The following is a 14701-nucleotide window of genomic DNA, read 5'->3' on the forward strand; positions in this document are numbered from 1 at the left end:
GATCCAAACAATGGCGTACCAGTCGAACTATACTTACCTGAACTTGCCAGTAAAAGATTTGAACCGGACGAAGGAATTTTTTAGCGCCATCGGCTTCGGGTTCAATTCCCAATTCTCCGACGATAACTCGGCCTGCATGGTTATTAACGATCATACGTTTGTTCAATTGCTCACGGAATCGTATTTCCAGACGTTCATCAATAAGCCGGTTGCCGATGTCGTCAGCGCTGCTGCTGGTATTATCGCACTCTCTGCCGATAGCAGGGAGCATGTCGACGAACTGGCTGACAAGGCATTGTCCGCGGGAGGCAAGCAGTTCAAAGATCCTGCGGATCATGGCTTCATGTACGTTAGAAGCTTTGAAGACTTGGACGGGCATCTGTGGGAAATCGCCTATATGGATATGAGCGCTGTATCACAGAATTAGGCATCCCTTGTTTTAACAAGGTCAACGCATGATTAAAGCTGCCGGTTCGCACCGGCAGCTTTCTGATGTTTAAAAGAGAAAATTCGGTTGGCGCAGCAAGTGCAAACCCTTGAGTTACCATCCGCGTCTACAGATTGTCTTCTGGCCAATTGGAATTCAAAAATTCATTCCAAATAGCAAAAAATAAAGGGACCGAACGGCAATCACGCGTTCAAGTCCCTCTCCTATAGGCACATCCGCAGCTCCCTCAGCTCGCGGATCGCGTAATCCGGCCGGTACTGGTCCGGCAGCGGGGCTTCCGCATACGCCGGGTTTTCCCGCGCGGCGAGCCGCTGCAGGAAGGCGGCGAACGGACCGGCGTTCGTCCGCTCCCCCGGGGGCAGCGCCGTTAACTCGTCCGGCATGCTGCGGTTTACGAGCACCGGCGTGATCCCGGCGGCGCGGGCGAGCGCCGCGTCGTGGTCGAGACGGTCGCCGACGTGCGCGGCAATCGTCCCCCGCCGCCGCAGTCCGTCCAGGATGCGCGTATCCGGCTTGGCGAAGCCGGCCCGCTCCGGCGTCACGATTTCGTCCAGCCTCTCGGCCAGTCCGAGCGACCGGAGCACCGGAAACTGATACGCGTAGTAACCGTTCGTTACCGCGGCCAGCTTATATCCTTCCCGTCTCAGCTCGTCCAGCGCGGGAATGACGGTATCGTCCAGCAAATAAATCTTGGGCGGCACGGCGTGCTTCAGCACCAGCTCTTCGATGGAGAACACGCGCTTCAATCCCAGTTCCCGCGCCAGCTCCGCCGCGAGGGCGTCCCAGTCGTAAGCGGCGACCGTTTGGCCGCTGTGCAGCAGCCTTTCATGCCGCTCGAGCAGCTTCATCTTCGCTTTGTACGGCGCGCCCAGCTCTTCCGATACAAGCGTCTCGATTTCCGGGAAAATCCAGGCGCCGAACGGGTTTTGCATGAGCGTGCCGTCCAGATCGAACGTAATCCAGCGCTCCACGCCCCCACCTCCCATCAAACATCCGAGCTTTCGTTTTCCGGCCGTTATTCCGGCACATTGACGAGCCGATTTCGACGCGTTCACGGCAGTGCACGATCGATACTCCCGTGAAGCCGTAAATCCGTACCGGGCAGCACGCTAGCGGAACAATTTCACGATATTCCGCCGTTTCTCCAAATAGTTCACCGATTGATCGTAATCCCGGCTCGCTACGCCCAGGTACAGGATGTCGATCACGTTCAGCTGCGTAATGCGCGACGAGGTGGAGCCGCTGCGGATTTCGTTTTCCGTCGACGAAATGAACAGCGGAATATCCGCGGCCTGGCTGAGCGACGTGTTGCCGTAACGGCTGATCGAGATCGTCGTCGCTCCCTGCTCCCTGGCTCTGCGGACGCATTCCACGGTCGAGCGGCTTTCCCCCGAATACGAAATGCCGACGGCGACGTCGTCCTTATCCGTCATCACCGACGAGATGAGCTGCGTATGCGGGTCCTCGAAGCAAAGGCTCGTCTTGTTGATGCACGTAAATTTGTATTGCGCGTCGGCCGCGATCAGATTGGAGGCGCCGATGCCGAAAAAGTAAATCCGCTTGGCGCGCTGCAGCGCTTCGACGGCTTTGGCCACATGGGCCGGCTTCAAAATTTTCATCGTATCCCGGATCGACTGAATATTGTTGTTCGAGACGTTCTCGATAATCCGGTCGATGGAATCGTTCGGGTTGATTTCCTGATAACCGCTATTTCCGCCGCTTTGCTGCAGATCGCCGGCCACCTTCAGCTTCAGCTCCTGATAGCCTTTGAAGCCCGCCGATTTGCACAGCCGGATGACGGCGGCCTGACTGCCCTCGCTGTGACGGGAAAGCTCGGCGACCGACATGGAGACGAGCTCTTCGGGATGCGCGATTATATATTCGGCCACCTTCCGTTCGGAGGGCGTGATATCGTTCATGATTTCCCTTAACCGCACAAGTCCGCCGTTCATGGCTTCGCTCCTTTGCCTGTTGATCGCGCATGCGCTCCGCATGGCTGTATTTATTTTACCGCACCGGCCGTGATACCGTCCATGAATTGGCGCGAGGCGAAGAAGAAGAGCAGAATCATCGGCAGCGAGGACAGCGTCAGACCCGCGAACAGCACGCTCCAGTCGGTCGTAAACTCGCTGAACAGCTTCAGCATCCCGACGGTGATCGTCTTTTTCGCTTCGTCCTGGATAAAGATCATCGGGAAGAAAAAGTCGTTCCACACGCCGATGAAATGGATGATCGTCACCGTCCCGATCGCCGGCTTCATGAGCGGAGCCAGCACCTTCAGCAGCATGCCCATATGGCCCGCCCCGTCGATGCGCGCCGCCTCCTCCAGCTCGTTCGGCAGCGTCCGGAAAAATCCGGTCAGAATGAGCACGGCCAGCGGAATGCTGCTCGCGAGCTGGATCAGGGTGATCGACCATAAAGAGTTCATCAGGTGCAGCTGCTTGACGAGCAGAAAGAGCGGCACGAGTCCGAGCTTGATCGGAAGCATCATGCCGATCAGGAAGTAAAAAAACAGCCCATTGTTCCATTTGTACGGAAACCGGGAAATATAGTACGAAGCCATGACGCTGAAGAGCAGGAGCAGCGCCAGCATGACCGCCGAGACGAACACGCTGTTTTTGATATACGAGGCGTAATGAAGCTTGACGAACAGCGTCTCGTAGGATACCGCGCTCCATTTTTTCGGCAGCGACAGCGGCTTCGTCAGAATATCGACGTTCGGCCGGAACGAGGAAACGATCATCAGCAGCATCGGAAATAAGGCGATGACCGCATATCCGACCGCGACGACATAGATCCCGCTTCGTTTGACCGCGGTTGTCAGCATAAGCCGGGCCCCTCCTTTCTACTCCGCCTGCCTGCGGTTCACGAAGGCCATGAACAGCCCCGAGATCGTCGCGATGATGAAAAACATGACGACCGCAACCGCCGAGCCTACACCCAGGTTGCCCGTATCGCCGGCGTTGCTGCCGAACGCGGTGCGGTAGAAGAAGACCGCCAGCAGATCCGTCGAATAATACGGCTCGCCGAGCGAGCCCTGCATCGCGAACACGAGCTCGAACGCTTCGAACGCCTGAAGGAAGGTCATGACGGCGACGATCACGAGCGGCTGAAACATCATCGGGAGAATGACCGACACGATGTATCCGAGCCCTCTGGAGCCGTCCAGCCTGGCGGCTTCGAGCACCTCCGGCGATATCGACTGCAGGCCCGCGAGCAGGATCAGCATGAAAAATCCGATGCCGAACCAGCAGTTGACCAGCGCGACGGCGGGCAGGGCGGTCGCGGGCTCGCCAAGCCAGGCGTGCGTCCAGGAGGAGAGACCGATTTTGTTCAGGAGCACGTTCAGCACGCCCATGTTGGGATTCAGAATCAGCTTCCACATGAAGCCGACGATAATGATCGAGAGCAGCCGCGGCAGGAAATAGGCGATTTTGAAAAACTGGGCGCCCTTTACCTTGCGGAAAATGATATACGCCAGCACGAAGGCGACGACATTCTGCACGACGAGCTCGACGGCGAAATAAAACAGATTGTGGCTGAAGGCGTTCCGGAACATCCGGTTGAACGGCTCCTGGGTGAACAGCGTGCGAAAATTACCGAAAAAGTTGAACCTGCCCATCACGAGGCCCTTCCAGTCGAACAGACTGTAGGTAAAAGCCGCGAAAATCGGATAGACGACAAAAAGGGTATAGACCGCAACGGCCGGAACGGGAAACAGGTGAATGAGCCGGTCGCCGCTTGTAAGCCATCGGCGCCGGGGCCGGTCGTGCTGCGTTTGCTCCATCTTGAGTCACCTCATCTTATGTCCGGAAAATGAGCCTCACCTTATTTGCCGGCGGCCTTAAACCAGGTATCGACGCTCTTCTGGACTTCTTTGGCCACTTGATCGGGCGTCAGCTTGCCCAGGAACATGCCCTGCAGCGAATTTTCGAGCGTCACCTTGGACGTCGGATCGCCGTAGCCGAGGTTCGTGACGGCGAAATACGGCGACGCGTTTCCGCCGGACAGCTTGGCCAGCTCGCTTACCAGCTCGTCATCCGACGCGGCTCCGGCAACCGGGGAAATCGACTTCGCCTTTTGCAGCACGATCGTGCCGAATTCCTTCGTGGTCATGAATTGCAGCACTTTTTTGGCGGCGTCGATCTGTTTGGAGCTTTTGTTGATCGCATAAGAGCCGTCGACCCAGGCGCTTACGGAAGGCTGGCCGCCGGACGGCGACGGAACCGGCGCGATGCCGATATGGATATCCGGGTTCAGCGCCTGAATGGCGGCGATTTCGAAGCTGCCGTCGAACACCATGGCGGCCTGGCCCGTCGCGAACATCGTGCGAATGTCGTCCATGCCGAGTCCTTCGAAATTGTTTGGAAAATACGGCGTCAGGCTTTTCAGCGCCTCGATGGATTTCACGAATTCGGGGCTGTCCACCTTCGCCTCTCCTTTGGCGAATTTGCCCGGAAAATCCGCGCCGAGGAACACGGGCGCGATGGCGCCGTGAGTCAGGGAGAGCACCCAGCCTTCTTTCGACCCGAACGCAAACGGCGTCACCTTGTTTTTCTTCAGCGTCTCCGCCGCAGCGATCAGCTCGTCCCACGTCGCCGGAGCCTTCAGGCCGTATTTGTCGAAAATGTCCTTATTATAAAACAGCTGCGTCGAGCTTAGCATGATCGGCACGCCGTACTGCTTGCCGTCGGAGCCCTGCGCCGCCGCAAGCTGGTCCGGCTTGAAGCCGTCCAGCCCCTGCAGGCCGTCGATGGGCTCGAGATAGCCCGCATCCGCGATCGCCTGCCCCGCTCCGTACGGGCGAAGCTGGATAATATCGGCCGCCGAATTCGTACGCAGCGCGGTGTTGAGCGCCGTATTGTATTCGGTCGATTTGACGGGCTGGTAGTCCAGCTCGATGCCCGGATATACTTTGTTCAGCGCATCCTGGACATCCTTCCACATGTCGACGAAATTTTGGTCGGAATTCCACGAGGCTACGGTCAGCTTGACCGTTTCGTTCCCGGCGGGCGGCGCCGAAGCGCCGCTGCCGGAGGATGCGTTATTCTGCGCGCCGTTTTCGCCTCCGCCTCCTCCGCCGCAGCCTGCGGCCAGCAAAAACAGCGACAATGCGGCAAAAGCGCCCGTTCTTCTCAACTTCATCCTGATACCCTCCCGAAAAATAGAAATGGTGTTTCGGCGGTCAATCGGCCGCCGGCAAAACGCCCGCAGCCGCATCGTGAAAATCGGTGCGCAGCCGGGTAATATCGCGGCCGCGTCCGTAATGGACGCGGTTCGTAAGCAGCACGGCCGCCGTCTTCCGGACGGGATCGATCATCAGGCTCGTCCCGGTAAACCCGGTATGCCCGAACGCCCTTGCGGACGACCGGGTTCCGGTCACATCCGCACGGTCGTCTTTCAGCACCCAGCCCAGCCCCCGGTTCATGCCCGGCAAAGCCGGCGTCTGGGCCGCAAGCGCCTCCGCCCGCAGCCGCTGCGGCAGGAAGCCGCTTGATTCGGCGCCTTCCAGCCACCGGGCCGCGTACCGGAGCAGGTCGTCCGCCGCGGCGAACAGTCCCGCATGGCCCGAAACGCCCCCGAACGCCCGGGCGTTCTCGTCATGCACGATGCCGCGCCAGCAATCGCCCAGCGCTTCGGAGTATTCGGTCGCAGCGATGCCGCCTGCAAGAGCGGGGTCCGGGACAAATCGGCAGCTCGCCATGCCGAGCGGCCCCCAAATGTACTGCCGGGCCGCTTCTTCCAGCGGCATGCCTGCAGCCTGCGGGATCAGCTGCCCCAGCACGATGTACCCGAGATCGGAATACACGCAGCTCGTTCCCGGCCGGTATTCGAGCGGCATGGCCGCAATGCGCGACAGCGCTTCGTCCGCGCCGCAGGGCACGCTGTAAAAATCGGCGCTCGCCCGGAAACCGGCCGTATGCGCAAGCAGCTGACGGATCGTAATCGCTTTCTTGTCCGGCGAATCGAAGGCCGGAAAATACCGGGCGATCGGGTCCTCCAGATGGAGCCGGCCCTCGCCGGTCAGCTTCAGCACGAGCGGCAGCGTAACCGTCACCTTCGTCAGCGATGCACAGTCGTACAGGGTATCTAACCGGGCGGGGATTTGCAGCTCGGCCGTATCCACGGCGAGCCCAGCCGCATAACGAATCGTCCGCCCTTCCGCCCGGATCGCCGCCGAAGCGCCGGGAATGAGCCGCTCGCGGATCGCCCGGCGAATCGGCTCCAGCACCGGAAGAACAGCCGCTTCGCTTATTCCGGACGGAAGCTCGAGCCGCTCATGCATGGCTTCCCGATCCGTTCGCACCGTCCGCTCCGTACAGCAGGTAAGGCTTGCGGAGCTCCCTCCAGCTCTCGGCGTCCCGCTGCCATTCCGTCAGGATGGCGTCGATGCCGCCCGGTTCCGTCAGCGATTGGCGTACCCTGTCGCTGCCGCTTAAAATATCGATGAACGGAAGGCCGTCCCCGTTTTCGAATTTCCATTCGAACCGCTCGGGGTAGAGGGAAGCGATGCCGTGCAGGAGCCGGAGGCCCGTTTCGGCGCTCTTGTAAACCTTTTGATCGGTGACGAAAATCATAAGTCCGCGGCAAAGCTCCCCGGGATATTTCTTGAAGGTGGGGGTGAAGGTGACGGGATGAAAATGGACGCCCGGAAGCCCGAGTCCGTTCATCCGGCCGCACAGCTCCGGGCCGTCGATCCAGGGAGCGCCGATGATTTCGAAAGGCCGCGTCGTGCCGCGCCCTTCGGATACGTTGGTCCCCTCGAACAGGCAGGTGCCCGGATATACCCTTACCGTATCCATCGAAGGAATATTGGGCGACGGCATCATCCACGGCAGGCCGGTTTCACCGTACTCCATCGACCTGTTCCACCCGGCCAGCGGAACGACCTGCAGCCTGCACAAGGTGCTCATCTCTCCGGCGACCAGCCTCGCAATCTCGCCGATCGTCATGCCCGTCACCGCCGGCATCCGCCACGCGCCGACCATGGATTGAAAGCCTTCCTTCAGGAAGCCGCCCTCGATCCGGTTTCCGCCGAGCGGGTTCGGCCGGTCCAGCACGATCACTTCAACGCCCTGGGCGGCGCATGCTTCCATCACGTACACGAGCGTGGTCAGATACGTATAGAACCGGACGCCGACATCCTGAAGGTCGACGACGACCGCGTCTATGTTCTCCAGCATATAAGGCGCCGGCCGGCTGCGGCTGCCGTATAGGCTGAAGATGGGCAGGCCGGTTGCCGGATCGGTTTCGTCTTCGAATTTGACGCCCGCCTGCCGTTCGTTGCGCAAACCGTGCTCGCAGGCGAAAAAGGCGGCCAACTCGGCGCCTTCCAGCCCCCTGCACAGCTCGATGGTCGACCGGAACAAAGAATCGATGCCGGTCGGATTGGTGAGCAGAATAAACCGTTTGCCCTTCAGCAGCGCGGCTCCGGCTGAAGCCAGCCGGTCCGCTCCGCTCTTTACGCCTCCGTTCAATTCCATCCCCCCTGCTTGAAATCTCGCCAAATGTCAACTTCCTTCTCAGCAAGTATTATAACATTGTAAAATTAAGTTTCAATATAAAAATTTATTTTAAAGTTGCCCTGAATTCAATTGACTCCTTTCGACTTTAAACCCTCTGTTTCACCCTTTATAATTCGAGTATTATCTCAATATTTCAATATGTAAAAGCAGTTTCATCCCTACAGAGGCAGTTCGGGAAAATTAAAATTTTATTTTACAAAGTGATTCCCATCGGGTATTCTATAGCTACTCTCCCCATTCAGACATTCAGCAAACGATAAATCGGAGCAGGTGGATCCCATGCAATATGTATTAGGGTTGGACGGAGGCGGCACCAAGACCGAGCTGATCGCGGCCGATCCGGACGGGAACGAGCTCCTGCTGCTGCAGGGCGGGGCAAGCAACCCGAAAGCGGTCGCATTCGAAGAGGCGATGCGGCACGTGACCGGGCTGCTGGACCAGGTTCCGCTCGATCCGCGGGATTGCCGGGGCGTCGTCATGGGGCTGGCCGGCATTTATACCGAAGCGGAACGCAGCCGCGCCATGTCGCATGTCGCCGATCATTACGCCAAGCGATGCGGGCTGCGCATGCCCGTTTATTTGACGAACGATGCCGAAATCGCGCTGACGGCCGGGCTCGGCGTTAACGAAGGACTGGTGGCGATCGCCGGCACGGGGTCGGCCGTGTTCGGTTTTACGCCGTCCGGCACGCATTACCGGGCCGGAGGCTGGGGGCATATTCTGGGGGATACAGGCAGCGGCTACGATATCGGGCTGCATACGCTCCAAGCCGTCATGCTCAGCTTTGACGGCGTATGCCCGCCTACGGCGATAACCCGGCTCGTGCTGGACCACAGCGGAATCGGTTCGCCTGCCGACTTGCGGTCGATCGTTTATGAACCGCACATCGGCAAACAGCATATTGCGGATTATGCCCGCTTCGCAATTGAAGCCGCGATGCACGGCGATCCCGCGGCGGCGGAGCTGATCCGGAAGGCGGCCGCCGGTTTGGCGGAGTTGGCCTGCGCCGTCTGCGGCCGCGACGAATGGTTCGCCGGCACCCGCATCGCCGTAACGGGCTCGATATTCGCCCATTCGGAGCTTTACTGCGACGCCTTTTGCGAGAGGCTGCACGAACGCCTTCCCCGTCTCGCCGTTGTCAAATCGCAGCGGAAGAGCGCGTACGGGGCGGCTTTGCTTGCCCTGCGAAAATTCGTTTAGCAGATGCGGCAAACCGGTGCTCCCGCCCCTTCATTTTAGAGGAGGAACAGAAGTTGAACTTATCTACCCGTCATTTGATCTCCGAACAGCAGAACGAGCGGACGCGGCATATCGACGAGAAATCCACGGAAGACATTTTGCGGCTCATTAATGAAGAAGACCATCGCGTCCCGGAGGTCGTGAAGGCATGCATTCCGGCTATTGCGCTGGCCGTGGACGCCATTGTCGCCGGCCTTAAGCAGGGCGGACGCCTGATTTATATCGGCGCGGGAACAAGCGGGCGACTCGGCATCCTGGATGCGTCGGAATGCCCGCCTACGTACGGGACCGATCCCGGCCAGGTGATCGGCATCATCGCCGGCGGCGAGCGCGCGATCCGGCATCCGGTCGAAGGAATGGAGGACGATGAGGAATCGGGACGTCAGGAAGTGGAGCGGCTTCACCCCGGCCCCCGCGACGTGGTCGTGGGCATCGCCGCCAGCGGCCGGACCCCGTATGTTCTCGCCGCCATGAAGCGGGCCCGGGAGCTTGGCGCGACTGTGGTCGGGATCAGCAACAATTCCCCTTCCGCCATGCGGGAGGCGGCATCGATCATGATCGAAGCCGTCGTCGGCCCCGAGGTCGTGCTCGGCTCCACGCGGATGAAGGCCGGAACGGCGCAGAAGCTGATTCTGAACATGCTGACGACCGCTTCCATGATCCGGATCGGCAAAGTCTACGACAATCTGATGGTCGATATGCAGACCTCGAACCGGAAGCTGGTGGAACGGGGAAAACGGCTGATTGAAATGGCGACCGGCGCGGACCGCGAAACGGTCGAGCGCGCGTACCTGGAAGCGGACGGTCACGTCAAAACCGCCATCATCATGGTGCTGCTGAACGCCGGAGCCGACGAAGCGCGCGACCTGCTGCTGCGGACGGACGGCTACATCCGCAAGGCGATCGAGCTTGCGGGGGCAGGAGGGAGCTAGCGGCGATCTGTCCGGCTGCATACGAGAAACCGCACGAGAAAAGGGAGCGCCTGGTTGAGGCACTCCCTTTTCTCGTGTGCGGCATGCGATTTACCGCTCCGCGATTCGCTCGTCGATCCATTGCAAAATCGACGCAAACACCTCGTCGCGCCCACGCTCGTTATGCAGCTCGTGCAGAAACCCGGGCCACTCCCGAAAGGAGCACAGCCCGCCCGCGTTCTCGGCAAATCTTCTGCTGGCGTGAATCGAGGTCACATGGTCGACGCCGCCGTGCAGCAGCAGCAGCGGAACCGTCAGCTCATGCGCATGGGCGATCGCCCATAAGCCGGCCCGCTGCACGCCGAAGAAAAAGCCGGCCGTGATCTGACCGTGGCCGAGCGGGTCTTCCACGTAACGCCGGACCATGTCCGGGTCGGACGTCAATTTCTCCGCCGCCAGCGGGCGGGCGTTCGTATAGCGCGGGTAAAAGCGCTCGACGACGCGGCCGATGACCGCCTGCAGCTTCGGGGGCTGGAAAGCCAGCTTCAGCCACGGTCCCGTCACGACCGCACCATTAAGCCGCGGCTTGCGGCGCAGCACATAATTGACCGTTACGTTTCCGCCCATGCTGTGCCCGTACAGAAAACGCGGCAGCGCCGGAAACCTCCGCTCCGCCTCCTCGAGCAGCCAGTCGACGCCCTCGAGCAGCGCGTCGTAAAACGGCGCATGCCCCCGCTTCCCTTCCGTCCGGCCGTGGCCGCGCTGATCGAACATGAGCACGGCGCAGCCGCCCGCCGTCAGCGCTTCCGCCACGTGCGCATACCGCCCGGCGTGCTCGCCCATGCCGTGCACGATGCCGACGACGGCTCTTGCCGCCGCCGCGCCGCCGTCCGGCAGCCACTGGCAGCCGAACATCCGCGTGCCGTCGGCGCAGCGCCTCTCCATTTCCGTGTAAAGCATGTCGGGGTTGTCACCTCATCGAACAAATCGAATGGAATAGCCGGCCGTTAAGGCCGGCCGGTCTGTTTCCTATTTTACAGCGGTACGCCCGATTTTATGGCCTCGATTACGCCTTGTACGGCTTCCTCGACCGTTGCCGCCTTCAGTTCGATTTGTGCCGCTCCTTCATACTGCTCGGCCGTATGCGAATACCTCGGGTCGTAATAATGCTCGAGCAGCATCCGGATAGCGGGCTCGAACCGTTCCTTCTCGAGACAGGATTCGATTTCGGCGGCGATCGGAGTGTGGATTCGCGATTTGATTTGGCGGAATGCCTCCAAATACGCTTCCGGATGCTCGTATGGCCGGTAATCCGCCATGATCTGCCGCACCCGCTCGTCCACCGGCAATTCGAGCCGGATGGCGGTTCCCGCTTCTTTCTTGCGCACCAGAAATTCCGGCATCACCACTTTGCCGATCCGTTTGCTTTCCGCCTCAAAAAGGATATACGGCGCATGCTGCAGCGCATGCAGTTCCTCCAGCAGCAGGGAGTCGAACGTTTTCTGGTTGTTCGCCTTCAATCCGACGTGGCCGAAGATCGAGCCGCGGTGCCCGGCCAGCGCTTCCAGGTCGAGCACGGGATAGCCCTCTTCCTTGAGCCGGCGCAGCACCTCTGTTTTACCCGTGCCCGTATGGCCATGGATGACATAGGCTGGAGGATTAAGCTCAAACGTCTCCAGCGTCTCGACGACCCATTTCCGGTACGCCCGAAAGCCTCCGGCCAGCCTGTACACATGGATGCCCATAAGCGACAGCACGGTCGCCGTCGTCTTGCTTCGCATTCCGCCGCGCCAGCAAAATACCGCTTTGCGCCCTTTGATTTGCCCGAACTGCTTCACGAACGCCGGCAGCTTCGCCGAGGCAATCTCAAGCCCCCGCTCCTTCGCCGCCTCGACGCTCGTCTGTTTGTACAGCGTGCCGATCTCCGCCCGTTCCCGGTCGTCGAAGAACGGAATGTTCAAGCTGCCGGGGACGGTCGAATCTTCAAATTCGGAAGGGGAGCGCACGTCGATCATGGTGATTTCGTTTTTCGCGCGCAGCTCCCGCAGCTCTTCAATCGTAATGTCCTGAAACAATCGCTTTCGCTCCCTTGCGGTCCGATTACCGGACGGTTACCTCGATTTGTCCCGGATGCTCGTCCAGCGCTTCGCCGATCAGGCTTGCCTCGACGCCCGCCTTCCGCATATCGTCCAGCAGCGCTTCCGCCTGGTCTGCCGGCGCGGCAATGAGCAGTCCGCCGGACGTGACCGCGTCGCACAAGATCCACCGGTCGATCTGGTCGAGCTCCGGCGCGAACGTGACGGAAGGCTCGACATGGGCGAAGTTGTTTTTCGTCCCGCCCGGAACGAAGCCGTTCTCCGCCAGCTCCCTGACGCGCGGCAGGACCGGCACTTGCTCCTTCGCGATGCGCAGTCCGACGCCGCTGCCTTTGGCCATTTCGAGCGAATGGCCCATGAGGCCGAAGCCGGTCACGTCGGTGCACGCATTCACCTCATAGCGGCTCATCACTTCCGCAGCCGTCTTGTTCAGCGTCGCCATCACGGACGTGACCCGCGCCACCTCCGCATCGGACAGCTGGTCCTTCTTGATCGAGGTCGTCAGGATGCCGACGCCGATCGGTTTGGTCAGAATGAGCTTGTCGCCCGGCTTCGCGCCCGCGTTGGTCCGCACCTTGCCCGGATGGACCAGCCCGGTGACGGCCATGCCGAACTTCGGCTCCTTGTCGTCGATCGAATGACCCCCTACGAGTGTCGCGCCCGCTTCCTTCACCTTGTCCGCCGCCCCGAGCAAAATATCCGCGAGAATCTGCTTGTCCAGCGTCGAGATCGGAAAAGCGACGATATTGAGCACGGTCAGCGGCGTCCCGCCCATGGCGTAAATGTCGCTGATCGCGTTCGCCGCGGCGATTTGGCCGAAGGAGTAAGGGTCGTCGACGATCGGCGTGAAGAAATCGACCGTTTGCACGAGCGCCAGCTCATCGCTCAGCCGGTACACCCCCGCGTCGTCGCTCGTGTCCAGTCCGACAAGCAGGTCCGGGTTCGGAGCCGTCTGGGGCAGCGCGCGAATGACCTGCGCCAGATCGGCCGGTCCGATTTTGCAGCCGCAGCCGCCTTTGGACGATAAAGAGGTCAGCTTGATTTTATCCGCTTGCATAAAGGTTCACGTTCCTTTCCGTTTCGCTTCCGGCCGGAGCCGGCCGCCTCATAGTTAAATAGTACACGAAAATCAATATCGTACGCAAAAGGTTGTATGCTATAATAATAACATTTGAATTTCATCGTACCGGAGGTTTTTTTAATCATGGCTCATCCTGAAGCGTCAACGATGCGCGCCCCGGAAGGCCGCGGCAGAACGATGCTGCTCGTCCTGCTGTTCGTCCTCGTCGCGGCCGCCGGCCTATCCTATGTCAAATGGTGGCCGTATTACCACAAGGCGTTAATAGCCATCGCGAACCACACGATCGGCTCGTCCATCATTACCGGGACGGAAGCCGCCGCTCCCGATCCTTCGTGGAGCGCGGCCTGGAATTATGCGCTTGCCTATTATAAATCGGTCTGGCAGGCGGCGGTGCTCGGCATTGTGCTCGGCTCGCTCGTTCAGGTGCTGCTCCCTTCCGGGTGGCTGCTCCGCGTGCTCGGCAAAAGCTCGTTCGGCAGCACCGCGCTTGGCGGCCTTGCAGCCGTCCCCGGCATGATGTGCACCTGCTGCGCGGCGCCGATAGCCGTCGGCCTGCGCAAAAAAAACGTTTCCGCCGGAGCGGCGCTCGCCTTCTGGCTCGGCAATCCGCTTATTAACCCGGCGACACTCATCTTCATGACCTTCGTGCTGTCGTGGAAGTTCACGCTGCTGCGCCTTGTGTTCGGACTGCTGCTGACGTTCGGCGTCAGCTACTGGGCGAACCGGCTCGCCGGCGACAAGCAAATCCCGAAAAACGCGGTCGATCCGTCCGTACCTTCTGAGCGGCCGGAGGGCACGTTTGCTATCCGCTGGCTGAAGGCCGTCGGGTCGATGACGCTCCACCTGGTGCCCGCCTACATTATCGCCGTGCTTGCGCTCGGCGCAGTACGAGCCTGGCTGTTCCCGGCGCTTGGGGAAGGCGCGGCCGAAGGCATCCTGACGCTGATCATTTTCGCGGTGGCCGGGGCGCTGTTCGTCATTCCGACCGCGGCCGAAATCCCGGTCATCCAAACGTTCCTGTCATACGGCATCGGATCCGGCTCCGCCGCCGCGCTGCTCATTACGCTGCCGGCGATCAGCCTGCCGTCGATACTGATGATCCGCAAGTCGTTTTCGGCAAAAGTCGTCGGGTTCGTTTTCGCGGCGGTCGTCGTCACGGGACTCGTAAGCGGCGTCATTGGCAGTTTAGTTCTATAGACGATCGTGGAGACGCGGCGATCCCTGTACGGAACACGACACGAAACACGGAATGGTCGGATAATACCGAATGTCTGAGCGATAACGCTGAAACGAAGCAGGGTTATTTCAGCAATTTTGATTCCATTGTTAAATCCGTGCAGCACATATCAATACCCGTAAAATAAAGAGCAGCAGGCCGAGCCCCCGGGGCTCGACCTGCT

Annotated in this window: 14 protein-coding genes; 4 read left to right on the plus strand and 10 right to left on the minus strand. The window is 60.2% G+C overall.

Annotation, left to right across the window (positions count from 1 at the left end):
• The first annotated feature begins 10 nt into the window (after positions 1 to 10).
• Positions 11 to 427 (plus strand): VOC family protein, encoded by a 417-nt coding sequence (locus PD282_RS21920; protein ID WP_274653207.1) that lies wholly within the window; start codon positions 11 to 13, stop codon positions 425 to 427.
• 224 nt (positions 428 to 651) lie between these two features.
• Here PD282_RS21920 and PD282_RS21925 read toward each other — a convergent pair whose 3' ends face one another.
• The 7 genes from PD282_RS21925 to PD282_RS21955 all read right to left on the minus strand — a co-directional run bounded on the left by PD282_RS21925 (position 652) and on the right by PD282_RS21955 (position 7932).
• On the minus strand, positions 652 to 1419 hold the full coding sequence (locus PD282_RS21925) for an HAD family hydrolase (RefSeq protein WP_274653208.1): 768 nt from the start codon (positions 1417 to 1419) through the stop codon (positions 652 to 654).
• A 138-nt stretch (positions 1420 to 1557) separates the two neighbouring features.
• Entirely contained in the window at positions 1558 to 2400 is an 843-nt protein-coding gene (locus PD282_RS21930) for a MurR/RpiR family transcriptional regulator (RefSeq protein WP_274653209.1), read from the minus strand.
• 50 nt (positions 2401 to 2450) lie between these two features.
• On the minus strand, positions 2451 to 3275 hold the full coding sequence (locus PD282_RS21935; protein ID WP_274653210.1) for a carbohydrate ABC transporter permease: 825 nt from the start codon (positions 3273 to 3275) through the stop codon (positions 2451 to 2453).
• An 18-nt stretch (positions 3276 to 3293) separates the two neighbouring features.
• Positions 3294 to 4235, minus strand: a complete 942-nt coding sequence (locus PD282_RS21940) for a carbohydrate ABC transporter permease (protein WP_274653212.1) — start codon at positions 4233 to 4235, stop codon at positions 3294 to 3296.
• Positions 4236 to 4276: 41 nt separating this feature from the next.
• Positions 4277 to 5593, minus strand: a complete 1317-nt coding sequence (locus PD282_RS21945) for an ABC transporter substrate-binding protein (protein ID WP_274653214.1) — start codon at positions 5591 to 5593, stop codon at positions 4277 to 4279.
• A gap of 40 nt (positions 5594 to 5633) precedes the next feature.
• Positions 5634 to 6755, minus strand: coding sequence for a serine hydrolase domain-containing protein (locus PD282_RS21950; RefSeq protein WP_274653216.1), 1122 nt, complete (start codon positions 6753 to 6755; stop codon positions 5634 to 5636).
• Positions 6727 to 7932 carry an exo-beta-N-acetylmuramidase NamZ family protein gene (locus PD282_RS21955; RefSeq protein ID WP_338045257.1) on the minus strand — a complete coding sequence of 402 codons (1206 nt, stop codon included), beginning with the start codon at positions 7930 to 7932 and terminating at the stop codon, positions 6727 to 6729. The genes PD282_RS21950 and PD282_RS21955 overlap by 29 nt, the downstream gene beginning before the upstream one ends.
• 321 nt (positions 7933 to 8253) lie before the next feature.
• Between PD282_RS21955 and PD282_RS21960 the strand changes: the two genes are divergently transcribed.
• Together PD282_RS21960 and murQ are read left to right on the plus strand one after the other, a co-directional pair.
• The gene (locus tag PD282_RS21960; RefSeq protein ID WP_274653220.1) at positions 8254 to 9174 is read left to right on the plus strand and encodes a BadF/BadG/BcrA/BcrD ATPase family protein; all 921 of its coding nucleotides are present in this window, start codon (positions 8254 to 8256) and stop codon (positions 9172 to 9174) included.
• A 53-nt stretch (positions 9175 to 9227) separates the two neighbouring features.
• Positions 9228 to 10145 carry an N-acetylmuramic acid 6-phosphate etherase gene (gene murQ, locus PD282_RS21965; protein ID WP_274653222.1) on the plus strand — a complete coding sequence of 306 codons (918 nt, stop codon included), beginning with the start codon at positions 9228 to 9230 and terminating at the stop codon, positions 10143 to 10145.
• Between the two features lie 90 nt (positions 10146 to 10235).
• On the opposite strand, the gene PD282_RS21970 is transcribed toward murQ, so the two are convergent.
• From PD282_RS21970 to selD, 3 genes are all read right to left on the minus strand, one after another.
• Positions 10236 to 11084, minus strand: a complete 849-nt coding sequence (locus tag PD282_RS21970; protein ID WP_274653225.1) for an alpha/beta hydrolase — start codon at positions 11082 to 11084, stop codon at positions 10236 to 10238.
• A 74-nt stretch (positions 11085 to 11158) separates the two neighbouring features.
• Positions 11159 to 12199: a tRNA 2-selenouridine(34) synthase MnmH gene (gene mnmH / locus PD282_RS21975; RefSeq protein ID WP_274653227.1), complete on the minus strand. Its 1041-nt coding sequence runs from the start codon at positions 12197 to 12199 to the stop codon at positions 11159 to 11161.
• Between the two features lie 25 nt (positions 12200 to 12224).
• A complete protein-coding gene (gene selD, locus PD282_RS21980) occupies positions 12225 to 13277 on the minus strand; it encodes a selenide, water dikinase SelD (RefSeq protein ID WP_274653229.1) in 1053 nt (350 codons plus the stop codon).
• A 147-nt stretch (positions 13278 to 13424) separates the two neighbouring features.
• On the opposite strand from selD, the gene PD282_RS21985 reads away from it, so the two are divergent.
• Entirely contained in the window at positions 13425 to 14498 is a 1074-nt protein-coding gene (locus PD282_RS21985; protein ID WP_274653230.1) for a permease, read from the plus strand.
• The last annotated feature ends 203 nt before the right edge of the window (positions 14499 to 14701 follow it).

This window comes from Paenibacillus humicola, from assembly GCF_028826105.1.
GTDB lineage: Bacteria > Bacillota > Bacilli > Paenibacillales > Paenibacillaceae > Paenibacillus_Z > Paenibacillus_Z humicola.